The sequence below is a fragment of the Nocardia paucivorans NBRC 100373 genome (assembly GCF_000308675.1).
In the GTDB taxonomy this organism is placed as follows: Bacteria; Actinomycetota; Actinomycetes; order Mycobacteriales; family Mycobacteriaceae; genus Nocardia; species Nocardia paucivorans.
In genome coordinates this window covers 150,157-175,156 of sequence record NZ_BAGE01000058.1, presented here as the reverse complement: position 1 = coordinate 175,156, position 25,000 = coordinate 150,157, and the positions used below count along the sequence as shown (strand labels likewise).

Annotated in this window: 17 protein-coding genes and 2 pseudogenes; 12 read left to right on the top strand and 7 right to left on the bottom strand. The window is 66.3% G+C overall.

The features are described 5' to 3' along the window. Positions 1-61 precede the first annotated feature (61 nt). Both ON32_RS22375 and ON32_RS22370 read left to right on the top strand, forming a co-directional pair. The gene (locus ON32_RS22375; protein ID WP_245551226.1) at positions 62-1,306 is read left to right on the top strand and encodes a pyridoxal phosphate-dependent aminotransferase; all 1,245 of its coding nucleotides are present in this window, start codon (positions 62-64) and stop codon (positions 1,304-1,306) included. Positions 1,307-1,609: 303 nt separating this feature from the next. Next, a pseudogene (locus ON32_RS22370) lies at positions 1,610-2,905 on the top strand (YibE/F family protein); the annotation flags it as partial. A 325-nt stretch (positions 2,906-3,230) separates the two neighbouring features. Here ON32_RS22370 and ON32_RS22365 read toward each other — a convergent pair. After that, positions 3,231-4,559 carry a DUF7159 family protein gene (locus tag ON32_RS22365; protein WP_040792932.1) on the bottom strand — a complete coding sequence of 443 codons (1,329 nt, stop codon included), beginning with the start codon at positions 4,557-4,559 and terminating at the stop codon, positions 3,231-3,233. Between the two features lie 253 nt (positions 4,560-4,812). Between ON32_RS22365 and ON32_RS22360 the strand changes: the two genes are divergently transcribed. From ON32_RS22360 to ON32_RS22350, 3 genes are all read left to right on the top strand, one after another. Then, a complete protein-coding gene (locus ON32_RS22360; protein WP_040792931.1) occupies positions 4,813-5,364 on the top strand; it encodes a YdcF family protein in 552 nt (183 codons plus the stop codon). 113 nt (positions 5,365-5,477) lie between these two features. Beyond that, a complete protein-coding gene (locus ON32_RS22355) occupies positions 5,478-6,707 on the top strand; it encodes an acyl-CoA dehydrogenase family protein (RefSeq protein ID WP_040792930.1) in 1,230 nt (409 codons plus the stop codon). 2 nt (positions 6,708-6,709) lie between these two features. Beyond that, positions 6,710-7,855: an acyl-CoA dehydrogenase family protein gene (locus ON32_RS22350; RefSeq protein WP_040792929.1), complete on the top strand. Its 1,146-nt coding sequence runs from the start codon at positions 6,710-6,712 to the stop codon at positions 7,853-7,855. Positions 7,856-8,048: 193 nt separating this feature from the next. Here ON32_RS22350 and ON32_RS22345 read toward each other — a convergent pair whose 3' ends face one another. Beyond that, the gene (locus ON32_RS22345; RefSeq protein WP_040792928.1) at positions 8,049-8,831 is read right to left on the bottom strand and encodes a phytanoyl-CoA dioxygenase family protein; all 783 of its coding nucleotides are present in this window, start codon (positions 8,829-8,831) and stop codon (positions 8,049-8,051) included. A 115-nt stretch (positions 8,832-8,946) separates the two neighbouring features. Here ON32_RS22345 and ON32_RS22340 point away from each other — a divergent pair, with 115 nt between their 5' ends. Together ON32_RS22340 and ON32_RS29690 are read left to right on the top strand one after the other, a co-directional pair. Continuing rightward, on the top strand, positions 8,947-9,378 hold the full coding sequence (locus ON32_RS22340; protein WP_040792927.1) for a PPOX class F420-dependent oxidoreductase: 432 nt from the start codon (positions 8,947-8,949) through the stop codon (positions 9,376-9,378). Between the two features lie 185 nt (positions 9,379-9,563). Next, positions 9,564-9,767, top strand: a complete 204-nt coding sequence (locus tag ON32_RS29690; RefSeq protein WP_157224291.1) for a hypothetical protein — start codon at positions 9,564-9,566, stop codon at positions 9,765-9,767. Positions 9,768-9,962: 195 nt separating this feature from the next. On the opposite strand, the gene ON32_RS22330 is transcribed toward ON32_RS29690, so the two are convergent. Then, the gene (locus tag ON32_RS22330; RefSeq protein WP_040792925.1) at positions 9,963-13,193 is read right to left on the bottom strand and encodes a heterodisulfide reductase-related iron-sulfur binding cluster; all 3,231 of its coding nucleotides are present in this window, start codon (positions 13,191-13,193) and stop codon (positions 9,963-9,965) included. A gap of 471 nt (positions 13,194-13,664) precedes the next feature. Between ON32_RS22330 and ON32_RS22325 the strand changes: the two genes are divergently transcribed. Beyond that, entirely contained in the window at positions 13,665-14,414 is a 750-nt protein-coding gene (locus ON32_RS22325) for a DUF8020 domain-containing protein (RefSeq protein WP_040792924.1), read from the top strand. A 382-nt stretch (positions 14,415-14,796) separates the two neighbouring features. On the opposite strand, the gene ON32_RS22320 is transcribed toward ON32_RS22325, so the two are convergent. The 4 genes and pseudogenes from ON32_RS22320 to ON32_RS30905 all read right to left on the bottom strand — a co-directional run. After that, the gene (locus ON32_RS22320; protein WP_051133567.1) at positions 14,797-16,125 is read right to left on the bottom strand and encodes a S1 family peptidase; all 1,329 of its coding nucleotides are present in this window, start codon (positions 16,123-16,125) and stop codon (positions 14,797-14,799) included. Between the two features lie 18 nt (positions 16,126-16,143). Then, positions 16,144-17,475 (bottom strand): S1 family peptidase, encoded by a 1,332-nt coding sequence (locus ON32_RS22315; RefSeq protein WP_040792923.1) that lies wholly within the window; start codon positions 17,473-17,475, stop codon positions 16,144-16,146. Positions 17,476-17,586: 111 nt separating this feature from the next. Beyond that, positions 17,587-18,888, bottom strand: coding sequence for a hypothetical protein (locus ON32_RS22310; RefSeq protein WP_051133566.1), 1,302 nt, complete (start codon positions 18,886-18,888; stop codon positions 17,587-17,589). Between the two features lie 45 nt (positions 18,889-18,933). After that, positions 18,934-19,137: pseudogene (locus tag ON32_RS30905) on the bottom strand (response regulator transcription factor); the annotation flags it as partial. Positions 19,138-20,713: 1,576 nt separating this feature from the next. On the opposite strand from ON32_RS30905, the gene dnaK reads away from it, so the two are divergent. From dnaK to ON32_RS22285, 4 genes are all read left to right on the top strand, one after another. Continuing rightward, positions 20,714-22,561: a molecular chaperone DnaK gene (dnaK, locus tag ON32_RS22300; protein ID WP_040792922.1), complete on the top strand. Its 1,848-nt coding sequence runs from the start codon at positions 20,714-20,716 to the stop codon at positions 22,559-22,561. Next, a complete protein-coding gene (gene grpE / locus ON32_RS22295) occupies positions 22,558-23,367 on the top strand; it encodes a nucleotide exchange factor GrpE (protein ID WP_051133564.1) in 810 nt (269 codons plus the stop codon). The genes dnaK and grpE overlap by 4 nt, the downstream gene beginning before the upstream one ends. Positions 23,368-23,433: 66 nt before the next feature. Next, a complete protein-coding gene (gene dnaJ / locus ON32_RS22290) occupies positions 23,434-24,588 on the top strand; it encodes a molecular chaperone DnaJ (RefSeq protein ID WP_040792921.1) in 1,155 nt (384 codons plus the stop codon). Then, the gene (locus ON32_RS22285) at positions 24,588-24,998 is read left to right on the top strand and encodes a heat shock protein transcriptional repressor HspR (protein ID WP_051133563.1); all 411 of its coding nucleotides are present in this window, start codon (positions 24,588-24,590) and stop codon (positions 24,996-24,998) included. Before dnaJ ends, ON32_RS22285 begins: the two co-directional genes overlap by 1 nt. Positions 24,999-25,000 lie beyond the last annotated feature (2 nt).

The window sequence follows — 25,000 nt, the reverse complement described above, 5'->3', positions numbered from 1 at the left end:
GAGCGACAGCGCCGTATACCGCTGGAAAGCTACCGGCGGGTCAAGTGGCACCATGGAGCAGGTGAGCATCGGCCAGCATCGTCCATCGCCGCGGGTTCTGGAGCAGTCCAAGAAGCTCCAGAACGTCGTCTACGAGATCCGGGGGCCGGTACACGCGCATGCGGCGCGGTTGGAGGCCGAGGGGCATCGCATCCTGAAACTGAACATCGGCAATCCGGCCCCGTTCGGTTTCGAGGCGCCCGATGTGATCATGCGCGATATGATCGCCGCCCTGCCGCATGCCCAGGGCTATTCCGATTCCAAGGGCATACTCTCCGCGCGGCGCGCCATCGTCACCCGTTACGAACTGGTGCCCGGCTTCCCGGAGCTGGATGTGGACAGCGTCTACCTGGGCAATGGTGTCTCGGAGCTGATCACCATCACCATGCAGGCGCTGCTGGACAATGGCGACGAGGTGCTGATCCCGGCTCCGGACTATCCGCTGTGGACCGCCATGACCAGTCTGGCCGGCGGTACCCCCGTGCACTATATGTGCGACGAGGCCAATGGCTGGCAGCCCGATATCGCCGATATCGAATCGAAGATCACCGAGAACACCAAGGCGTTGCTGGTGATCAACCCCAACAACCCGACCGGTGCGGTGTATTCGGCGGAGGTATTGCAGGAGTTGGTGGATCTGGCCCGTAAGCACCGACTGCTGCTGCTGGCCGACGAGATCTACGACAAGATCCTCTACGACGATGCCAAGCACATCTCCTTGGCGACCTTGGCCCCGGACCTGCTGTGCCTGACCTTCAACGGTCTGTCCAAGGCCTATCGGGTGGCGGGGTACCGCTCCGGATGGTTGGTGATCACCGGACCGAAGGACCATGCGGCCGGGTTCCTGGAGGGTATCGATCTACTCGCCTCGTCGCGGCTGTGTCCGAATGTGCCGGCGCAGCACGCCATTCAGGTGGCGTTGGGTGGTCATCAGAGCATCAACGAGTTGATCCTGCCCGGCGGGCGGCTGTTGGAGCAGCGCGATGTCGCCTGGGAGAAGTTGAACATGATTCCCGGGGTGTCGTGTGTGAAGCCGCGGGGGGCGCTGTACGCGTTCCCGCGGTTGGATCCGGAGGTATACGAGATCCACGACGATGCGAAGCTGGTGCTGGACCTGTTGTTACAGGAGAAGATCCTGATGGTGCAGGGCACCGGGTTCAACTGGCCGCATCACGATCATCTGCGGATCGTTACCCTGCCGTGGGCGCGTGATCTGGCGGTGGCGATCGAGCGTTTCGGTAATTTTCTCGCGAGTTACCGCCAGTAAGAGCGGTTGAACCCCCACGGAATCAGGGGGCAAAACATACCTCGCGTACGGATATACACCATTTTTGCAAACGTACTGGCGTGAAAGAGCGCTATTTGTGTACAGTGGGCTTCGGCACTTCGAGTGCCCGGCCGGGTTGTCTACCCCCCCTGGGCAACCTGGTCCAGGTTAGGCCGCCTACCCCCCTGGGCCGCCAACCTGTCGGGCGGCGGAGACATCCCCCTGCTCTCCGCCGCCCCTTTCAAACCCCCTTTTGAACTGCTGATATTCCTCTTTCGGTGGTTTTCTCGTATACGCCGGCCCATGGAGTGGCCTTGTAGGCTCTCCGGCGTGAGCGACCACCATCACCACCATCACGACCATTCGGGGCCGATCGCCATCGGTGCGACCGCGGCCCGGGTCGTCGTCGGCCTTCTCGTCGTCATCGGTGTCGTTATCGTGATCGCCACCATCTGGCTGTGGCCGAGCCGCCAGAACATCGAGATCCCGCTGCCCATGCAGCACGCGGGCGGTGGTGCGATGGTCACCGAAGCGGGGACCGTGGTCCGCCAGGACATCGGGCCGTGCGGCAGTCCCTCGACGGGCCGCGTCTTCCCCGACGAGCCCGAACCGCCTGCCATCAGCGCCTACGAATGCCACCGCAGCCTGATCTCGATCGAATCGGGACCGCACCGAGGCAACCACACACTCTTCGAGATATCACCCAGCCCGGGGCAACCGGATCTGCGGGTGGGTGATGAGATCCGCATCGTCCGGCAGGCCGATCCGTCCGGCACGCCTCTGTACGGGTTCGACGACTTCGCCCGGGGGTTGCCGCTCGCATTGATCGGCGCCGTCTTCGTCCTGGTCATCGTGGTGGTGGCTCGCTGGCGCGGTCTACGGGCGCTGATCGGGCTGGGATTCGCATTCGCGGTGGTGGTGATGTTCCTGCTGCCCGCGCTGTTGGACGGTAAACCGGCGGTTCCGGTGGCGCTGGTGTCCGGCTCGCTGATCCTGTACGCGGTGCTGTATTTGGCGCACGGGGTGAATCTGCGCACCAGTTCGGCTCTACTCGGCACGCTCACCTCGATGGTCGTGGCGGCAGTGCTGTCCTGGGCGGCGATCGAGATGACCCACCTGACCGGGTTGTCCGAGGAACAGAACACCAATGTGGCCACCTATCTGGAGCATGTCAGCATCACCGGACTGCTGTTGGCCGGGTTCATCATCGGCTCGCTGGGTGTGCTCAACGATGTGACCATCACCCAGGCCTCGGCGGCGTTCGAGCTGGCCGCCCTGGACGAGAAGGCATCCCGTTCGGAGATCTTCGCGGCGGCGATGCGGGTCGGCCGCGACCATATCGCCAGCACGGTTTATACGCTGGTACTCGCCTATGCCGGTGGCGCACTGCCGTTGTTGCTGTTGTTCAGCGTGGCGGGCCGCTCGATCCGAGATGTTCTGGTCGGGGACGCGGTCGCCATCGAGATCGCGCGCTCCGCCGTCGGCGGTATCTGCCTGACGCTTTCGGTGCCGTTGACCACGGGTATCGCGGTACTGCTCGCGCGTCCTTTCGGGGCCGGGCGAACCGAGCCCGCCCCTCCCGTCGGAGCGCGTCGCCGCAGCGGGTCGGGTTCTGTGGCGCGGCAGAAATCGGTTCCCGCGGCGCGGCAGAAATCGGATGCCGCGGCGCGGCAGAAATCGGCACCGCCGGCCTCCCGGGCCGGACGGCCGGCGCCGCAAGGAGCTCGCGAACAGCGGCCGGCGGGCGAACGCGGCGCAGGGGGGCAGTGGCCGCGGACCGGGGAGAATCCGGGCGTGCAGCGGGCGCGCCCCAGGGAGGTCCCATCGTGGCCGCGCACGGGGGAGAACCCGGCGGTGCGGCGGCGCTCGCAATGGCCCGGACCGACGGAGCCGGGGCCGCACCACCCGCGTTGACGCAACCCGGTCAGCGCGGCGGCGGGGGCGGGAACGGAAACGGGGGAAGCGGGATGGTCGGGACCACGACCGGCGGCAGACCGGGTACCACAATGGTGTTCGGTCCCGGCGGGGGCGGTGGAGTGGGTTTCTCCGCTTCACGCACCGGGGGCGGCGGTTCGGCGAGGGGGGCGTGCTCACCGGCCGTCGGTGTCACCGCAACCGGTTGCGGACCGGCCGTTGTGGTGGTGGGGCCCGGTGTGGTCGGCGGTACGGAGGTGTCTGCCCCGCTGCTGTGGGAGTCCTCCTCCAAAACTTGGGAGCCGTAACCGAGAACCAGTCCGATCACGGCCACGGCGGCGAGCGCGGTCACGGTGAGCACCGCGCCACTGACCGCCCGGCGATCCTGTCGCTTCGGTGACGGCCTCGACAGCCATGACGGGGTCAGCCGTTCGTCGTATGGGGGGCTCGTCGATTCGACCGTCGGGCGGGCCGGCCGCGCCGGACGGGCGAGCAGGGCCGCGCCGCGCGCGGTCACCGTTTCCGGCTCTTCGGGCACGATCACCGGAAGACCGAGATGATGGCCCAATATCTGGCCGATCAAGGGGATACGCGCGCCGCCGCCGATCGCCAGCACGGCCTGCACCGGACGCTCGGCGTGCCGGATCGCCTCGGCGGTTCTGCGGGCCGAGGATTCGATCGCCAGACCGATCAGGGCTTCGAAATTCTCCCGGGAGAGCAGGACCAGACCGTGTTCGCTGGGCAGCGCCACCGCGGTATGTGTTGCGAGCCGCTCCTTGGCTGCGCGGCACAGCGCGTCCAATTGCTCCAACTGGCCGGGGTCCTGGGGATGGGCGATGCGGCCCGCATTGATCTGCTGTTCCCGGATGAGGGAATCCAGGTAGTCGCCGCTGATATCGCTGGTGCGTTCGGTGTGCAGAATAGTGCGGGAGACCAGGTCCGCCACCGATATCGACAGTCCGGTGCTGCCCAGGTCGTATACCACCAGGGTCGATACGCCTCGAAACTCGTCGGAGCACGCGGCGAATTCCATGGCGGCGCCGACTTCGGGAACCAGCTCGTAATTGGTGAGTTGTTGCCGGGCCATTGCTGTACGCAGTGCCTTGGCGCGCTGGTCGCCGCGATAGGCGATGGCGGTGGCGGCGATTTCGGGGGCGGTCTCGAATGTCACGCCGATGGTCTCGGCCACCAGCTCCTCGACCTGCTTATCGGGCGAAATCGGTATGCTCTGCAGATCGAACGATTCCGGAGTGGGCCGCCACGAGGGCGGTCTATTGTCGTATGGGCGCGCCAGTCGGACGGAGCACGCCCCCACCGACACTCCCAGTACCGAACTCATCAGCTGCCCATCTCATATTTCGCTGCACGGTGGGGGAGCGCAGCACCGAGCGGTGCCGGCTCGGCCCCGAACCAGGTATCCATATCGACAGTACCGATCGATACATCGATACCAGCGGCAGGACCGATCGAGTGGGGGTCCGGCCACATTTCTCGAAAACTCTACGGCGTGCCTCTGCCCGCGTACACCCATCCGGCCGTGCGCCAATGGCGTGATCGGGACTTTCCCGGTCGGCAAGTAGCATCTGCCCACAATGGTTCGCCGGATCGTGCTCGGGCTCGCCGCCGTTGTCGCGGTGGCGGGGGCCGCGCTCTGGCCGGTGTATGTCACGCCCCGTACGGACGAGCCCGCGCCCGCCGACGCCATTCTGGTGCTCGGTGGCGCGCACGACGGGCGGGAGCAACTCGCCTTGCGTCTGGCCCGGGCCGGATACGCGCCCAGGGTGCTCCTCTCCGATCCCTACGAGGGTGCGAGCGGACTGATCAACTGGCTCTGCGCCGATACCTATGCCGATACCTATGCCGATACCTACGACTTCGAAGTGGTGTGTTTCGACCCCGCGCCGCGGACCACGGCCGGCGAGGTGGGTTACCTGGCCGAACAGGCCCGCGCGCACGGATGGCGGCGGGTCATCGTGGTCACCTTCACCCCGCATATCACGCGGGCCCGATACCTTCTCGGCAAGTGTTGGGACGGGGAGGCGCTGTTCGTCGATCCGCGGCCGAGATTGTCGGTGCCACGGTGGGCCTATGACTACCTCTACCAGTCCGTCGCATTCGTGAAGGCGTTTTTTCAGCACTGCTGATAGATTTGATGGCGGGTGATGTCAGTTGGGTTCGAGGTGTATGGGCCTGCTGTGTCCCCTCCCTGTATCGGCGGTCGAGTCCGTCGACCGTATGAAAGCCCTCGGGAGCGTGTATGGATTACGACTGGTCGGAGGCCGACAAGGCCTTCCGGGATGAGGTTCGGGCATTCCTCGCCGAGAAGCTGACCCCCGAACTACGTACGGCGGGCCGGCTGATGACGAGTGTCTACTCCGACCACGAGGCCAGTATGGAATGGCAGCGGATTCTGCACGAGCGCGGTTGGGCCGCGCCGAACTGGCCGGTCGAGTACGGGGGCTGCGACTGGACGCTGACCCAGCACTACATCTTCAACCGGGAACTGACCTTGGCGGGCGCGCCCGCGCTGTCCCCGATGGGTATCCGTATGGTCGCCCCGGCCATCATCGCCTTCGGCACCGAAGAACAGAAGAACTTCTTCCTGCCCCGGATACTCACCGGCGAGATCTTCTTCTGCCAGGGCTACTCCGAACCGGAGGCCGGTTCGGACCTGGCCGCGTTGAGTATGGCCGCGGTCGACGACGGCGACGATTTCGTCTGTAGCGGCAGCAAGATCTGGACCACCCACGCCACCGAGGCCAACTGGATGTTCTGCCTGGTGCGCACCTCGCGCGAGGGTAAGAAACAGCAGGGCATCACCTTCCTGCTGGTGGATATGACCGTGGGCGGGATCGAGATTCGGCCGCTGGTGATGAGCTCCGGCGAGCAGGTGCAAAACCAGGTCTTCTTCGACAATGTGCGGGTCCCCAAGAGCAATGTGCTCGGGGAGATCGATAAGGGCTGGACCGTGGCGAAATACCTCCTGGTGCACGAGCGCGGCGGCGCGGCCGCCCCCGCGCTCCAGGCCATGGCCGAGCAGATCGCCGAGGCCGCGGCCACGCAGCCGGGACGCGATGGCGGGTCGCTCGCCGACGACCCCGCCTTCGCGGCGAAACTCGCCGAGGCGCGCATCCGCACCGAAGTGCTCGAGGTACTGGAATTCCGCACCCTGGCCGCTATGGCGGCCGGCCGGGATCTCGGGCCGTCGTCATCGATGTTGAAGATCCTGTCCACCGAGCTCAGCCAGAAACTCACCGAACTGGCGCTGGAGGCGGCCGGTCCGCGCGGGCGGATCTTCCAGCCGCATGCGACCGCACCCGGCGGCCCGATTTCCGACTACCTTCCGCCGCCCGACGGATACGTCAGTGGGGCGGACTGGCAGGCGGTCGCACCGCTGCGCTACTTCAACGATCGCGCCGGTTCGATCTACGCGGGCAGCAACGAAATCCAGCGAAACATTCTCGCCAAGGCAGCATTGGGGCTCTAGAGATGGACTTCACCTTCACCGACGAACAGCAGATGCTGCGTGAGGCCGTCGCCGGTTTTCTCGCCGCCCGCTACGACCTGGAGAAAAGCCGCAGCGCCGTGAAAACAGGGCCCGGCCGGCAGCCGGAGATCTGGCGAGGCCTGGCCGAACTTGATGTGCTCGGTGTGACCCTGCCGGAACGCTTCGGCGGGATGGGCGGCGGGCCGGTCGAGAGCATGATCCTCGCCGAGGAACTGGGTCGGGCATTGGTCGTCGAACCCTATGTGGACACCGTGGTGATCGGCGCCGGTCTGTTGCGTCGATCCGGTGGGGAACGCGCCGAACAGGTATTGGTCGAGATTCCCGTCGGGGAGGTGCGGATCGCCTTCGCCGCCTTGGAACCGACCTCGGGCGAGAACCGCCACGATGTCTCGGTCACCGCGCGCCGGGACGGCGACGACTGGGTGCTCGACGGCACCAAGATCGCGGTCACCAGCGTGCCGTTGGCCACGCATCTGATCGTTTCCGCCCGCACTTCCGGGCAACAGCGCGATACCGAGGGCATCTCGCTGTTTCTGGTGGAGTTCGATCCGTCCGCCCCACCCTCCGGGGTCGCGGTGCACGGTTACCGCACCATCGACGATCGGGTCGGCGCCGACCTGATCTTCACCGGCTTCCGGATGCCCGCCGACGCGCTGCTCGGCGCCGAGGGCCGGGCCTGGCCGATTATCGAGGCCACGGTCGACGACGGTATCGCCGCGATCGCCTCCGAAGCGGTGGGTCTGATGCGCAAGGTGCTCGACGACACCGTCGAATACACCAAACAGCGACAGCAATTCGGCGTACCGATCGGCAGCTTCCAGGTGTTGCAGCACCGCATGGTCGATATGTACATCGAATTGGAGCAGAGCATTGCCGCGGCCTATCTGGCGGCCTATGCGGTGCACGCCGACGACGCCGAACGCGCCCGCGCGGTTTCGGCGGCCAAGGTCACCATTGCCCGGGCCGCCCGTTTCATCGGGCAGAACGCCGTGCAGTTGCACGGCGCCATGGGGATGACCGAGGAATTGGCCATCGGCCACTACTTCAAGCGGCTCACCGCGATCGAATACGAATTCGGTTCGAGTGATGATCATCTCGCCCGCTATGTCACGCTGACGAAATCCTGAATGCGCGGTATCGGGCCGGGATGTGTCGGCCCGGTCCGATACCCGGGACTCGCTTCGCGGTTCCTATGACCACCGTCGTGTCGGGCCGCGGCCACGCTGCTGATCGTCGGTTCCCGACGGGCCGCTCACCCGGTCGAACCTGTGGCCCGGGCTGCGGCCGGATAGTCCGCGGCCCTCCGGCCGGTGCCCGAGGTCAACGCCCGAGGGCTTTCCTGATCGCGATCTCGACGGGTGAGAACTCGCCGTCGGTGCCGTCGATCCGCAACGGACCTTTCGGGTAGAGGTTCGGTTGGGCCATGAAACGCGGTCGCGTTCCCCGGTTCGGTTGACCGGCGTGTACCAGGAACGGGTGACACAGATAGACATCGCCGGCCCGTCCGGTGGCATGGGCAATGGGTCGGTGCGCGGTCGCCGACTCGGCCCGGCGGGAGAGTTCCCGTGCGTCGAGACCGGCTGCCCCCTCCGGCTCGAGCAGGCGGGCCACATCCAGATGGGAGCCGATACGCAGCCGGGTGGGGGCGTCCTGCTCCCCGGTATCCGAGAACAGAAAGAGCATCAGCAGCGCACGGCCCGTGGAATGGATATTGGCCCGCCAGGTCAGGTAGTCGTGCGGATCGGATTCCGGGCCGGCGAAACTCACATCGATATGCCACCCGTCCACGGCGGAGGGTTCGTCGTCGGGAAAGCGGATCACGAAGGCGCCGAGACTCCGTCGCGGCACCCACCGTCCCCGGCCCACCACGTCGTCGAGTGCCTCGTGCAACCGAGCGGTACCGGCCGCGGCCGCGAAGGGAGCATCGGCATAGTCGGGACGCATCACCACGGGACCGGGCCAGGTGGCCGGATCGTCGGGGTTCGCGTCGAGGTCGTTCCAGATGATCGCACGGCACTCCGCGGCGAGTTGCGCGGGAAAAGCGTTCTCCAGTCGGACGAACCCGTTCTCGATGAACGAATTCACCTGCGTCTCGTCGAGCATGGGGTCAGTCTGGTCGGTTGGAGTACCCGGGCGCCATCCATTTTCCGACCGAGTGTGTGAGGTGCGGACCCGCGTCGGACGGAATAGCCACCGCCGAACCCGACTTGATGCGGGTATGACCACCACTGAGTTCGATCCGCGCCATCTGCTCTCGGAAAGCCGACTGGGCGTATTGGCCACGATCAAAGCGAATGGACTGCCCCAGCTTTCGCCGGTCACCCCCTACTATGACCGCGAAGCCGACACCCTCTGCGTATCGATGACGGAAGGGCGGGCCAAAACAGTGAATCTGCGCCGCGATCCGCGGGCGGCGCTGGAGGTGACCAGCGCCGACGGCTGGGCGTGGGCCACCGCCGAAGGCTCTGTCACGCTGATCGGTCCCGGAACCGATCCGTACGGGCCCGAGGTCGAGGCGCTCGTCGACTACTACCGCAAGGCCGCCGGGGAACATCCGGATTGGGACGAGTATCGATCCGTTATGGTGTCCGACCGCCGCGTGCTCATGCGGATGACGGTTGAGCACGTCTATGGCGCCAAGCTTCGCTGAGCCGTATCCGGACGCCATGGTGCGGTGGACGGCGCCGCTCGGTCCTGCGCGTCGCAGGGTGCGGAATCGAACCGGAGATCGAACCGGTTGCGACCGATAACCTGGCATCGGCATCGGCATCGGCATCGGCATCGGCATCGGCATCGGCATCGGCATCGGGGATATCGGTGGTCGGTGGTTCAGCGGTGCGTGTCACGGCGGGTTCACCGGCCGGACAGCACAGCGCGGTCGGCCGCGGATGCCGATTGGTGCGGGCCTGCCGAGAGGACGCGGGTCCGGTCGGGGCGATGATCGACTCCGTGGCCGTGGCCGTGGCCGTGGCCGTGGCCGGGGTCGGGGCCGGGGTCGGGGTCGGGGTCGGGGTCGGTGACGATCGTGTTCGGCGATAACCGTGCCCTCACCGGCGACGAAACCTTCCGGGTAGCTCCGCGGCAGGTAACTGCCGACCAGGCCTGCCGGCGAACAGGTCGGCGGATTTCGAACGTGGCCGGAACGGTATAGCGGTTTATGCTCGGAATCCGCGTCGAATACAGCGGTGGCCCGGACCTCGAGGTCCGGGCCACCGCTGTATTTCGTCGAGCTCGTCAGCTCTTACGACCGGGAGCTTTGGCCCCGGCCTTGAAGCCGAGCGCACCCGGTTTGGCCTGCGGCGTGGCCGCGCTGCCATTACCGGAGGTGCCGTTCGCGGGCTGTTCTCCGGCCGACTCGGCCACCGGGGTCTCCGGCGCGGTCGCGTCGGAGGTGTTCACCGCATCCGTCTCGGTGGTGGTCCGCGCAGGTTCCGCCGCGGCGGTTTTGGTTCCCGGTGCCTTGGCGCCGGGGCGTTTGAAGCCGGACTTCATGGCCAGGCCCTTGGCGGGGATCGTGGGCTTGGTCTCGGTCGGACCGGCGGTCGCCTCGGCGGCCGGAGCCGCGGATTCCGCGGCGGATTCGGTCGCCGCTTCCGTGGACGCGGGTTCGGCAGGAGCCGTAGCGGTCTTGGTTCCCGGTGCCTTGGCGCCGGGGCGTTTGAAGCCGGACTTCATGGCCAGGCCCTTGGCCGGGACCGTAGGTTTGGTCTCGGTGGCGTCCGAGGACGCCTCGGGGGTCTCGGCGGTTTCCTGCTTCGATTCGGCCTTGGCTCCGGGTGCCTTGGCGGCGCCCTTCATTGCGAGTCCTTTGCCGCCGGGTGCTTTGGCGGCGCCCTTCATGGCCAAACCCTTGGCGGGGGGAGCGGCCGGTGTCTCGGTTTCGGTAGAAGCGGCTGCTTCGGCGGGTGCGGCCGTGGCCTTGGCTCCGGGTGCTTTGGCGGCGCCCTTCATTGCGAGTCCTTTGCCGCCGGGTGCCTTACCGCCGCCCTTCATGGCCAGACCCTTGGCCGGTGCGGCCGGGGCCTCCTTTTCCGTTTCGGCCGCGGGTGCCTTGGCTCCGGGTGCTTTGGCGGCGCCCTTCATGCCGAGTCCCTTGCCGGGTGCCTTGGCCGGGCCCTTCATGGCCAGGCCGCCACCCTTCGGCGCGGGTTTCGCGGCCGCGGGGGCCGCGGCTTCGGCGACCGGTTCCGGTTCGGCTACGGGGGTGGACTCCGGTTCCGGTTCGGCCTTGGGTTCCTGGACGACCGTCAGGTTCTCGGTCAGCTTGGCCGGTTCGACCCGCTCGATGGCGTCGAGCATGAGCTGGGCGACATCGACGACCTCGACGCCCTCGCCCTGGCCGCTTTCCTGTCGGGCGGTCACCCCGTCGTTGAGCATGACACGGCAGAACGGGCAGCCGGTGGCGATCTTGGCCGGGGAGGTGGTCAGCGCCTCGTCCACGCGGTCGATATTGATGCGCTTGCCCAGCTGTTCTTCCATCCACATCCGGGCGCCGCCGGCGCCGCAGCACATGGACCGTTCGCCGTGCCGGGGCATCTCCACCAGCTTCGAACCGGAGGCGGCCATCAGCTCACGCGGAGCGTTGTAGACCTTGTTGTGCCGGCCCAGGTAACAGGGGTCGTGGTAGGTGACGTTCTGCGAGACCGGCGAGACCGGCACCAGCTGCTTGGCGCGCACCAGCCGGTTCAGCAGCTGGGTGTGGTGAACCACCTCGTAGTTGCCGCCGACCTGCGGGTATTCATTGTTCAGCGCGTTGAAGCAGTGGGCGCAGGTGACGACGATCTTCTTCTTGTGGTCCGCCACGCCCTCGAACACCGAATTCAGCGTTTCGATGTTCTGCATGGCCAGCTGCTGGAACAGGAACTCGTTGCCCGCGCGGCGCGCCGAGTCACCGGTGCAGGTCTCCTCCTGACCCAGGACCATGAATTTCACGCCCGCGGTGGCCAGCAGTTCGGCGACCGCCTTGGTGGTCTTCTTGGCCCGATCCTCGTAGGCGCCGGCGCAGCCGACCCAGAACAGGTACTCGTATCCGTCGAAGCTGTCGGCGTCCTTACCGAACACCGGGATATCGAAGTCGAGTTCGTTGATCCAGTTGAGCCGATCCTTGGCGTTCTGTCCCCACGGGTTGCCCTTGTTCTCCAGGTTCTTGAACAGGCCGGCGAGCTCGGAAGGGAACTCCGATTCGATCAGCACCTGGTAGCGGCGCATATCGATGATGTGGTCGACGTGCTCGATGTCCACCGGGCACTGTTCCACGCAGGCACCGCAGGTGGTGCAGCTCCACAGCACCTCCGGATCGATGATCCCGTTGGCCTCGGCGTCACCCACGAGCGGGCGCTCGGCCTCGGCGCGAGCGGCCTCGGGGATCTTGGCCAGTTTCGCCTCGTTCGGCTTGCCGTCTGCGTCGACGAGGCCGATCTCGTCCCCGCCCACGTCCTTGCGGCCACCGGCCAGCAGATATGGCGCCTTGGCACGACCGTGGTCGCGCAGCGACATGATCAGCAGCTTGGGCGACAGCGGTTTACCGGTGTTCCAGGCAGGGCACTGCGACTGGCAGCGACCACATTCGGTGCAGGTGGTGAAATCCAGCCAGCCCTTCCACGAGAAGTCCTCGATCCGGCCGGCGCCGAGGGTGTCGGTATCCGGGTCGACGTTCTCCATGTCCAGCGCGCGTCCCTTGGACATCATCGGCTTGGCCGCACCCAGGGCGACGCCACCGTCGTCCTCGCGCTTGAAGTAGATGTTCGGGAAGGCCGAGAACCGGTGCCAGGCCACACCCCAGGTGACATTGCGGCCGACCAGGTAGAGGAAGGCCATACCGGACATCAGCTTGATGAAGGCGAAGAGCGAGACCAGGGTGGCATTGGCGGGCAGCAGTTCGGCCACCCGCATGGTGAAGAAGTCGGTTGCGGCGTTCGCGTGGCCGTAGGTCGCGATCTTGCCGGCCTTCACGAAGATCATGCCCAGACCCTCGAGCAGGACGATCGCTTCGATCACATAGGCCGGGCCGAATTTGGAGCCGCTGAAGCGGGAGAGGCGCTCCGGCACCCGCGGGTGGTTCAGCTGCCGGATGACGATCAGCGTCAGGATGCCGACGGTCGTGCCGATACCGAGGATCTCGTCCCATAGGTGGTAGAGCGCGGTATTGCCGACGAGCGGCCAGTGGAAGGCCGGATCGAAGGTCTGGCCGTATGCCTCGAACCAGAGGACCGCACCACCCAGGAAGCCGATCATCACGAGCCAGTGCGCCCAGCCGACCGTGCGGAACTTGTTCATCCGGGTGTGCGCCAGGAACTCCACCAGCATCTGCTTGAAACGCGGGAGGAACGGCCGCCAGCGGTCCGGGGCGGGCTGGCCCTGCATGATGGCTCGGACAATATCCCGGACGCCGCCGAAGAACGACGCCCAGCACAGCAGGCTGAGCGCTGCTCCCAAGGTGCCCAGCGTCACTGTCAGGGCATTCATGTCGCGACCTTTCCTTTCGAGGCAACACGAGGTGCGAGACGGTGAACGTCTCACCCGGCTCGTATCCTAACTGCCAGTAAGTTACCCGTCGGTAACTATTGGTGTCCACTGTACGATCAGCGGTTTGCCGGCGGAATATCCGCCCTGGTGTATCGCTGACATCACTGTGATGTATCTCACCTTTCTGATCGAACCGCCCTGAGGGTAACCGAGCTGATAAACACCGTAAAACTCGTCCTTGCGTCGATTGCGTTAAGGGCAGACTTAGTTCGTTTCAGGGACGTTTCCGGCTTATTTTCCGAGGTTGGGAAATCGATCCCATGGGTTTCTGACCGAGTCTCGGTTAACATCCTTTGGACCTATCGGTCGCGCCGCGAAATCACAACGCTCGGGGAGGATTTCGGTCTTCGGAGACCGCAGCATGGGCTCGCGTGCGTCGTGGCGCCTGACATCGACGGATTGGACACCTGAATGAGATTTCGTAAATCCGCTGCGGGTGCCGCGTTGGTCGCCGCGGCACTGATACTGGGCGCCGGTACCGCTCACGCCGAGCCGGCTCCTGCCCCGGCGGAGACCATCAACTACGCGGTGCAGTTGTTGGAGAAGACCGTCGTCACAACCATCAAGGGCGGCACCTTCTCGATCGTGGAGAAGGACAAGGAAGGCGAGCCCGGGGCGGAAGGGGCTCCTGTCGGCGAGCCGATCTCCGAAGAAATCAAGGACAAGACCAAGGTCGTCGAGCTCAAGGACGACAAAGGTGGTCTCGTCGCTTCGTTCCCCCTCGACTTCACGGTCGAAGGGCTCCCGATTCCGGTGAAGTCCGAGGTCAAGCAGGACGGCGCCGTCCTCGAGATCACTCCGGAACGGCCTGCCGGTCTGGACGAGAGTCGGCCGCTGGTCGTGCAGCCGATTGCCTCGCCGATAGAGAACCAGCGGGCGCAGGGTGAGTTCTCCAGCAACCTCAGTATCGCGACCGCTATCGGTGGTTTGGTCGGCACCGCTATCGGCGCTGCCATCGGGTGTGTCGTGACGCTTCCGGTCGGCTGCTTTCCCGGACTGGTTACCGGTGCGGGTGTAGGAGGGGTCCTGGGCACCATCGCTGTTGGTGGTCCGACGCTCCTCGCTTCCGGTATCGAGCTGATCAACACCCTGCAGGCTCCGGAAGGCACCACCAAGTGGGCGAATGGTGGGGAGCCGACGAACGTCGAGGCGCCGAAGTAAGCCGTTCTCGCTCGTTCTTCTCGATCGGCCCGTCCCGCGAGGGGCGGGCCGATTTGTTTTTCCGCCGGCCGGCTCTCGACTCGGCGGAGCAGGAGGCCTGTCCCCGCGGTGATTTCACTGTGGCGTTATGAATAGTCCCTGTTCGGCGCTCTCACTCGGTGAGGAGCGGCAACGCTCTATAGCGAGGGATACCAGGGCCGATAGTGGAAACAGGCCTTCCTCGCATCCGAGGCTGCTCATGGTCGGTTGTACGGCTACATGGACGCTACGGCAGTACCGGCATCGCAGGGATGGGACATTACCGAGATACATATGGAGAGAGGCCCGACAGCATGCATGCTGTCGGGCCTCTCTCTGCTCGTTGCCGTAGGTATCTGTACCGCTAGCTGGTCCGGATCCGCAGACCGGGGTTATCGGACAGCACCACGCTCACCGGCTGGGCGAACAGCTGGGGAGCGTTACCGGTGAGCAGACCCAGCAGTTGCGGGATCTCGCAGATGGGGTAATCGGCCACCGAGGAGGCGCTGGAGATACCCAATGCCTGTCGTCCGGTGACAATCGGACCGCCGCTGTCACCCGGCAGGGCGCAGATATTGGCGGAGAAGCTCTGGGTGAGCTGGCGCTCGCCCACCTGGACGGTCTGGTCCACGGCGTTGACCACACCGCAGCTGAAGCCGGTGCGCGTGCCGGACTTGCAGACCGGCGCGCCGACCACGGGGATGGCCACGCCGTCGACCGCCACCGGCGCGGCTCCGGGCACCCGGACGGTGTTGTTGTTGAACCGGTTCACGGCGCCGTCGGCGATGCGGATGATCGAGTAGTCCTGGTTGCCGAGTACCGACTTCTGGAAGGTGCCGAGGCGGGCGCCGAGATTGTCGCCGGGCAACAGTTCGCGAATGGTCGCGGCGTTCGCGGTGCCGGCGCTGCCCACCTCGGGGTTACAGTGTCCGGCGGTGATGTTGACGGTGTTGCCGTTGCGGTCGACACCATTGAAACCGAACGAGCAGCGCAGCGACCTGTCGCCGGCGACCGAGGCGTATCCGTCACCGCCCGCCAGCGCGCCGCCGCCCTGGTTCTCGGCAATGTCCTCGCCCGCGGGAAGCTGTTCGCCGGCAACCGGGGGAGCCATCACGATGACCCGGGATGGATCGATGAAGTTCGGCATCGGCAGACCGGGTTTGTCCACCCGCACCGCGATGCTGTTGTTCACGGTATCGATCACGACGCCGCGCACCAGTCGCGACACCGCCTCGGGCTGTCCTTCCAGCCACCGTTCGAACGCGCTCTTCTCGCCGCGCAGGGCGGATTCGCTCTTGGCCACGTTGCGGACGGTGAACCCATTGGATTCCGCGGCGGAGCGGGCCTCGTCGGCTCCGGGCCCAGGGGCCAGCGCCACGATGCCCTTACCTGCCTCATCGAGCCAGGCACCGGCGAACACCTGGGGGAACTGCCGTTGCGCGGTGGTACCGAACGCGGCGATCTGCTGGGCCAGATCCGCGCGCCGCAGATACTCCTGCGGAGAGATTCGCAGATCGCGCTGCACCGCGGCGATGAGCTCGGCGGGCAGGCCGAGATCGGGTTCGGCCACCGTCACCGCTGTGGTGGGGCCGAACAGCAGGAATGCGGCCGACGCGGCCACCGCGGCGGAGCGGATTCCCGTGCGGGTCCGGGCCGTCCGGGCCCGGGATTTACCTATACGTGGCAGGAGCATGGAGAGACTATATCGGGATCAGCCGGCATTCGGCCGGGTTCGTACGGTGAGGCCATTTCCGGCGTCGGCCAGAATGGCGCGAATGGGAATTCCCAAAGTGGCGGTACCGCCGTACTGGATCATGGCTATATTGGCTTCGGCGCAATCCGGCGCGTCGGCGGCATTGGATCCACTGGTGATGCCGAGTGCCAACGTTCCGGTAACGATCGCACCACCACTGTCCCCGCCGAGAGTGCACGCGCTGCTGGCGAAACCGCGGATCACCTTGGGATCGCCATCGCTGGTGAACAGCTGGGTCTCCACTCGGTCGGCGATGACGAATCCGCAGGTGAAGGTGGACGACTGTCCGGATTTGCAGATCGGTGCCCCGATCACCGGGTCGGCCGTTCCGGTGATCGTGAGGGTGGTGCCATTGGCGCCGCGCACCAGGGGCCGGTCCATTCCGGCCCGCACCGCCCGATCGTTCAGTTGGATCACCGAGTAGTCCAGCGCGCTCTCGCCGCCCAGTTTCGACTTGATGAAGGTGCCGAGTTCGGGGCTGGACGGAATATCGCGCACATCGGGCAGATAGACCGAGGCGCGCTGGTCACCTTTGCCGAGATTGGGGTTGCAGTGCCCGGCGCTGATATTGAGGGCGTTGCCCGACGCGTCGGTGCTGTTGAAACCGAAGGAGCAGACGTCGACCGAGCGCAGGGAGGCGTCGTGGAGCGAGGTGGGGGCGCTGATGTAGGTGTCGCCGCCCATGGGGCGGTTCTCGACCGGCCCGCCGCCGTCGGGCGACAACACGACCTTCACATTGGCGATCAGGGTCGGCAGGTTCAATGCGTGGCCGACCGGAGTGTTCGCCACATTGAGCACGATCTGGCTGTTGAGGAAGTCGATGGCGACCGAGTTGATGGCCTGCGCGATATCCCGTGGCAGCCCGGTGATCCACTGATTGAGTTGGGCCAACGATGATTCCAGGCTGTTCGCGTTGACCGGGGCCAAGTGCGTCTGATATCCGGCGGCTTCCGCGACCCGGGCCGCCTCGTCGGAGGTGACGGCGATAACGGATTTGCCCTCCGCCGTCATCCAGGCGCCGGCGAAGGCCTCCGGGTGTTCGGCGCGAAAGTCGGAGGCATAACTTTTCAGCTGCTGTGCGCGGGCGGCGCGATCCAGATATTCGGCCGGGGTCATCTGGAGATCGCGGGAGATGGCCTCGACCAACTCGGCCGGTAAATCGGTCGGTGCCAATTGCTGCGGTGCCGGTTCCGCCACCGCGGGCGCTGAATTGAACACGGGAGCCAAAAGAACGGTCGAGGCCAGAACGGCGGCCTTGACCGCGGCGCGACGCGCCACCGACTTGCGCATGGAGTCCCTTCATAGGCACGGTGTGCCGGGTCGTCCGTGGCCACGGTTACCCGTGGCGCACAGCTGTGGCCGAACTATGACCGAAATAACAAGACCGGTCAGCGGAATACTTTAAGGTACGAACCGAGGTTTGGTCTCATCTTGTGATCCTGTTCCGGGTAATTCGATCGCAGGCACCGGTAATGGTATGGGGATGTAGTCGAGCGGTGAGATCGTCGTCTCGGCAGGCTTGGGTGTGGTGCTTGTCACATCAGTGGTCGGCGGGCTATCGGAAGTGCTCGGTTCGAGGGGTCGGCCCGTGGGTGTGACGGTGGTCGAGGTCTCGGGGGACGTCTCGGGGGACGTCTCGGAGGACGAGGACTCGGTGACCGAGGGTTCGGGGGATTCCGGGGTTGTCGTGGGCTCCGGCTCCACGGTGATCTCCGGTATCGCGGTGGGCTCGGGCGCCACCGGGGCCGGTGGTTCGGGAGCGATCGGCGGCGCCGGTGGCGGCGCGGGGACGGCGGTCGACGACGGGGATGGGACGCCTTCCGTCGCCTGGTCGGTGTTCGTGGTTCCCCGCAGTACCGTGGCCACGCCGATGGCGCCCACCAGCAGACCGAGCAGCGCCGCGGCGATAGCGGTCGGCAGGGCCCGGCCGCTCCGGTGCTCGGCGGCCGCGGAGCGGGTGGTCGCGGGGGCCTCGACGGTCGCCGTCGGGATTCCCGCAGCGGTGCCGACCGTGGCCGGCGGCGTGGTCTCCGAGCCGGCGGGAGTCGATGCGGTGAGGGCCGGTTCGACGGCGGATTGGACCGCCGAATACGCCTGTACCTGGGTGGCGGGGTCCGGAACGGCCGGCATGACGATGGTGTCGAGGGTGGCGTTCTCGGTTGTGATGGGATCCGGTGGTGTCGTGCCCGCCGGGGTGTCCAGGACCGTGGCCAATGCGGCGCGTGCGGCGCTCTCCGCGCAGGCCCGGGCCCGATCGGCGGAATCGTCCGCGGGTACATCGGGGAGCTCGTTCTCCCCGATCAGCGCCACCGACCGCAGCCCCAGATAGTCCAATGCCTCACGCAGGGCCCGCACCTGCTGTTCGGGCCACCGCGCGGGGTGCGTGGCGAAGAACTCCGTGGGGCCGCTCAGATATTCGGCCGACAGATCGATCAGGCAGAACAGGGCGGTGGCGAACAGATCCTCGGCTCGGTAGGCCGCTCCGTCGTCGACCGTGATGCCGGCCGGGTCCCCCACGGCCGCCACGAAACCGGTGATGGTGTGGTTGTGCCCCGGAGGCGCTTCGCCACCCAGTGCGGCGTCGCCTTCGTCGGACATGTGCAGAACCGGTTCCCGGAGAACGAAATGTGACTTGCCGTTGGCGCGCACGATCGCCGCGGCGCATCCGTTCTCGGCGATGTGCAGGCCCACCCCTGTGGCCATCGTCGTTCCTCGCTTGTCGATCTGCAGCGCTCCGTGCGTCATGATTCAGGTAGATGGCATTCCTTGTCCCATGGCGCGAAGCATTGACAATAACTCCGCACGTGAGCCGGCGCCGATTCGATGCCGAATGCGCGCAATGTGATGTTCCACGGTTTTGGCCGAAATGTAGAGCCGTGCCCCTATTTCTCGATATGTGAGCCCGAGCAATACCAATTCGGCGATCTCCTGTTCTCGATCGGTCAATCGTCCGGCCGGTTCGATCTCCGGATTCGGCCGGGGCCGTTGGGAATCGCCGCGGTCGGCCGGTTCGGCGCAGGGCGCGGTGGGGGTGCCGCAACGTGCGAGGAGGCCGGGGTCGGCGCCCCCGGCGACGGCGGCCGCGGCATAGCGGGCCGCCTCGGTGCCCGCGCGTTCGGCGGTAGTGGCGAGAAGTTCGGCGAGCCGACTGTCCCGTACCCCGAATTCGGCCAGCGTCAAGGCGGTATGCGCACTCAGCCGCCCCGCCGCGAGCCGGGCGGTGCACAGGCGGTGCAGGATGGCGTGAAATCGTTGTTCGCCGAGCGTTTCTCGGAGCGGGGTGATGGCGTCGGCGAGCAGTAGGTCGGCGTCGGTCACCAGGGCGGTGGCGCGGGCCCGGTCGATGAGATCTTGGGCGGCGTGGGCTTCGAGGCCGAGTATTCCGCCCAGTTCATCAGGGTCGAAACCGGCGCCGGCGGCGGCCACGGCGAGGGTATCCGACAATGCCGGGTCCAGCGCCGTCAATTGGGTGTGTATCCAGTCGGACAGCGCCGCATCGACGGCGCTGTCCATTTCGTCGCGCCGGGCCGCGCAGGCCGCCAGCAGAGCGACGACCACACCGCCGCGGATACCGCCGGTTCGGCGGTGGATCCGATCGGCCACCCGGGTCGGGACCGGCAGGCCGAGCTCCCGGGCGAACGGTGTCATACCGGATGGGCCCAGGGGTCGTAGTTCCACGACTCGACCATGCCGGTGCACGGCCGCGGTCAGTTCGCGCAGACCGGGATGGTGCGGTCGGGGCTGGGTCGCGGCGATCATCGAGAGGCCGCGCTCTTCGGTCGCCGCACACAATCGATCCAGGTGGGGCGGTGACAGCAGATGAGCATCGTCGACGATGAGAACCTGTTGTTCGGCCGGTGCCTCCGGGCGGTCGAGGGTTCGGATACCGCGGTCGGCGAGTCGGAGGCGGACGGCGTTGAGCAGAGCGGTTTTTCCGGTGCCCGAGCGTCCGCGAATCAGGTATACGAAAGGGCGGGGGGTGGGCGAGTCCAGTTCCAGGAAGATATCGCGGGCTCCGGCCAGGGAGCCGAATGCGACGCCGGGGGGTGGGGGTTCCGGCGCGTGGTGTGCGGTGTTCGCGGTGGTGTCGTGTGCTGTGTTCGTGGCATCTGGTAAACCCCGTTCGAGACTGTGCTGGGTCCGTGGGGCCTCCGGGGCAGAGCCACGTATGGGCCTCGGCCGCGCTTCCGCCACCCGTTCCGACATGCTCTCGGTCGGAGACCGATTACCGGTTCTTTCGGCGGTTGTGCAGGTGGTGTTACCGGTGGGACGGAAGATCGGAAATCGGATCGGTGGCGGGAATAGATCGCCCTTGCCGTCGGTTGAGTCGATCGACAACATTGAGCGAAGTTGACTCAAGTTTGACTTGACTCCCTTCGGAGGTGCATGCAGGATTGAGTCGACCACGCTCAGTGTTGCTGGGACCGTGCTCCGTGCAGTGTCCAGGGGCCTGGTCCGGCGCCCCGGCGCGCAGCGGGCCCATCGGCCCTGACATCACACAAGCAGTCGAAACGAGGAGGAACCCCCAATGGCTCGTGCGGTCGGAATCGACCTCGGGACCACGAACTCGGTCGTCGCCGTTCTCGAAGGTGGTGAGCCGGTCGTCGTCGCCAACTCCGAGGGATCGCGTACCACTCCCTCAATTGTCGCGTTCGCCAAGAACGGTGAGGTACTGGTCGGCCAGCCGGCCAAGAACCAGGCGGTCACCAACGTCGACCGCACCATTCGCTCGGTCAAGCGCCACATCGGCACCGACTGGACGGTGGAAATCGACGGTAAGAAGTACACCCCGCAGGAGATCAGCGCGCGCACGCTGATGAAGCTGAAGCGCGACGCCGAGGCCTATCTCGGTGAGGAGATCACCGACGCGGTCATCACGGTGCCCGCCTACTTCGAGGACGCCCAGCGTCAGGCCACCAAGGAAGCCGGTCAGATCGCCGGCCTGAACGTGCTGCGCATCGTCAACGAGCCGACCGCGGCCGCCCTGGCCTACGGTTTGGACAAGGGCGACAAGGAACAGACCATCCTGGTCTTCGACCTCGGTGGCGGTACCTTCGACGTTTCGCTGCTGGAAATCGGCGAGGGTGTCGTCGAGGTTCGCGCCACCTCCGGTGACAACCACCTCGGTGGTGACGACTGGGACCAGCGCATCGTGGACTGGCTGGTGGAGAAGTTCAAGAGCAACACCGGCATCGACCTCACCAAGGACAAGATGGCGATGCAGCGGCTGCGTGAGGCGGCCGAGAAGGCCAAGATCGAGTTGAGCTCCTCGCAGAGCACCTCGATCAACCTGCCCTACATCACCGTCGACGCGGACAAGAACCCGCTGTTCCTCGACGAGCAGCTGTCGCGCGCCGAATTCCAGCGGATCACCTCGGATCTGCTCGACCGCACCCGCGCGCCGTTCCAACAGGTCGTCAAGGACGCCGGCATCAAGGTCTCCGATATCGACCACGTGGTGCTGGTCGGTGGTTCGACCCGTATGCCCGCGGTGACCGACCTGGTGCGCGAGCTGACCGGCGGCAAGGAGCCGAACAAGGGCGTCAACCCGGACGAGGTCGTCGCCGTCGGCGCCGCCCTGCAGGCCGGTGTGCTCAAGGGTGAGGTCAAGGACGTCCTGCTGCTCGATGTGACCCCGCTGTCGCTGGGCATCGAGACCAAGGGTGGTGTGATGACCAAGCTCATCGAACGCAACACCACCATTCCCACCAAGCGTTCGGAGACCTTCACCACCGCCGACGACAACCAGCCGTCGGTGCAGATCCAGGTCTTCCAGGGTGAGCGGGAAATCGCCGCGCACAACAAGCTGCTCGGTTCGTTCGAGCTGACCGGTATCCCGCCGGCTCCGCGTGGTGTGCCGCAGATCGAGGTCACCTTCGATATCGACGCCAACGGCATCGTCCACGTGACCGCGAAGGACAAGGGCACCGGCAAGGAGAACACGATCAAGATCCAGGACGGCTCCGGCCTGTCCAAGGAAGAGATCGAGCGGATGATCAAGGATGCCGAGCAGCACGCGGCCGAGGACAAGGCCCGGCGCGAGGCGGCGGAGACCCGCAACCAGGCCGAATCGCTGGTGCACCAGACCGAGAAGTTCATCAAGGAGAACGAGGACAAGGTGCCGGCGGACGTCAAGTCCAAGGTCGAGGCGGCCATTGCCGACGCCAAGAAGGCGCTCGAGGGCACCGATATCGCCGCGGTGAAGTCGGCCATGGAGAAACTGGCCACCGAATCGCAGGCCTTGGGCCAGGCGATCTACGAGGCCTCCGCGGCGGAGGCTGCGGCCTCCGGCAACGGAACGAGCGCGACCGCCGGTGACGACCAGGTGGTCGACGCCGAAGTTGTGGACGAACCGGTCGACACGGAGAAGAAGTGACTAGCGCGAATACCGGCAATCCGGAACGGCCCGAAGAGCCGATCAGCTTCGTGGACAAGCGCAAGGTCGATCCCGAGACGGGTGAGGTCCGGCAGCCCGACGCGGCGGACAACGGTGCCGCCTCGTCCGGGGCCGACGGCACCGCGGTCGAGGGATCGGCGCCGGCCGCTGCGGCCGAGAACGGTGCCGCGCCGGGAAGTGCCGGGGAGGCCGAAACCGGTACCGCCCCCGGCGATCCGGCCGCGGAACTGGCCGAGCGCACCGCCGATCTGCAGCGGTTGACCGCGGAATACGCCAACTATCGGCGCCGGGTGGAACGCGATCGCAAAACCGCGATCGATACCGCCAAGGCCGCCGTGGTCACCGAACTGCTCGGTGTTCTCGACGATCTCGACCGCGCTCGGGCGCACGGCGACCTGGAATCCGGTCCCCTGCGTTCGGTGGCCGACAAACTCATCGCCGCCCTGCGCAAGCAGGGGTTGGAGGAGTTCGGTGTCGAGGGTGAGCCGTTCGATCCCACCTTGCACGAGGCGGTGCAGCACGAGGGCTCCGGTCACGAATCGGTGATCGGTGTCGTCATGCGCAAGGGCTACCGTCTCGGCGATCGGGTATTGCGGCACGCGCTGGTCGGGGTGACCGACGGTCCGTCGGACAATGCCGGGGAAACCGACACTTCCGACGCGGCGAGCGCCGCGGAAGCGTCCGCCGAGCAGGTGGACGCGGCGAGTGATTCCGAGGCGGATTCCACGGCGGATGCCAAGGCCTCGGGGACCTCGGATACCGGTAGCGGCACGGACGGCAGTTAGCCCGATGGCCTCCGGAGGAGCCGGTGGGCTTCGAATATCGGATACGGCGAAAGGAGGAGATGCCCGGTGAGCCAACGGGAGTGGATCGAGAAGGACTTCTACAAGGAGCTGGGCGTTTCCTCCAGCGCCTCGACGGACGAGATCAAGAAGGCGTACCGCAAGCTCGCCCGTGATCTGCACCCGGATGCCAATCCGGGTGACCCCAAGGCCGAGGAACGGTTCAAGGCCGTCAGCGAGGCGCATGCCGTGCTGTCCGATCCGGTCAAGCGCAAGGAGTACGACGAGACCCGCCGGCTGTTCGCATCCGGCGGGTACGGTCGCGGAGGATTCTCCCCCGGTGCGGGCGGTGGATTCTCGGCCGGGTTCGATCTCGGCGATATCTTCGGCGCGACGGGTGGCGACGGTGGCCTCGGCGACCTGTTCGGCGGCCTGTTCAACCGTGGTTCGACCCGGACGGCACCTCGTCCTCGGCGCGGGGCCGATGTGGAAACCGAGACCACGCTCGGTTTCCGGGAGGCCGCCCAGGGCGCGACGGTACCGCTGCGTCTGACCAGCCCGTCGCCGTGCACCACCTGTCACGGTAGCGGCGCCAAACCGGGGACCAGCCCCCGGATCTGCCCTATATGCAACGGCGCCGGCGTGGTGAGCCGGAACCAGGGCGCGTTCGGTTTCAGCGAACCGTGCGACGAGTGCCGTGGCACCGGGTCGATCATCGACACTCCGTGCGTGGACTGCCACGGCAGCGGTACCCAGAACCGCACCCGCACCATTACCGTCCGGATTCCGCCCGGAGTCGCAGATGGGCAACGGATCCGGTTGGCCGGCCAGGGCGAGGCCGGTCTGCGGGGCGCGCCCTCGGGCGACCTCTATGTCACCGTGCACGTCGGCCAGGACAAGGTTTTCGGTCGGGTCGGCGACGACCTGACCTTGGTCTTGCCGGTCAGTTACAGTGAGTTGGTGCTCGGTACGACCGTATCGGTGCCGACGTTGCAGGGCCGGGTCGGAGTGAAGGTGCCTCCGGGGACCGCGGATGGTCGCACCCTGCGGGTGCGCGGGCGTGGGGTACCCAAACGTGGGGGTGGGGCCGGTGATCTGCTCGTCACCGTGAAGGTCGCCGTGCCACAGAAACTGGACGAGAAGGCCATCGAGGCACTACGTGCCTATCAGGAGGCCGAGAAGGCCAGTGGCTTCGATCCACGAGCAGGATGGGCAGGTGCGTAATGTCCAACGATCCGAAGCAGGCGTCCGGCGGTGCGTCGCGCACCGAGTACTTCATGATCTCGGTGGCGGCGCAGCTCGCCGGTATGCACGCGCAGACCCTGCGCACCTATGACCGGTTGGGACTGGTTACGCCGCAACGCACTTCGGGTGGGGGCCGCCGTTACTCGACGCGGGATGTGGAGCTGCTGCGCGAGGTGCAGCGGCTGTCCCAGGACGAGGGCGTCAATCTGGCCGGGATCAAGCGCATCATCGAGCTCACCAATCAGGTGGAGGAGCTACAGCGACGGGTGGCCGAGCTGACCGCCGAGTTGGAGAGGGTGCAGGCGACGGCCTACCGCGCCGATCTCGCACCGGTGCCCCAGCGCAGTACCGCGCTCGTGGTGTGGCAGCCGAGGCATCGGCGAGGTTAGCC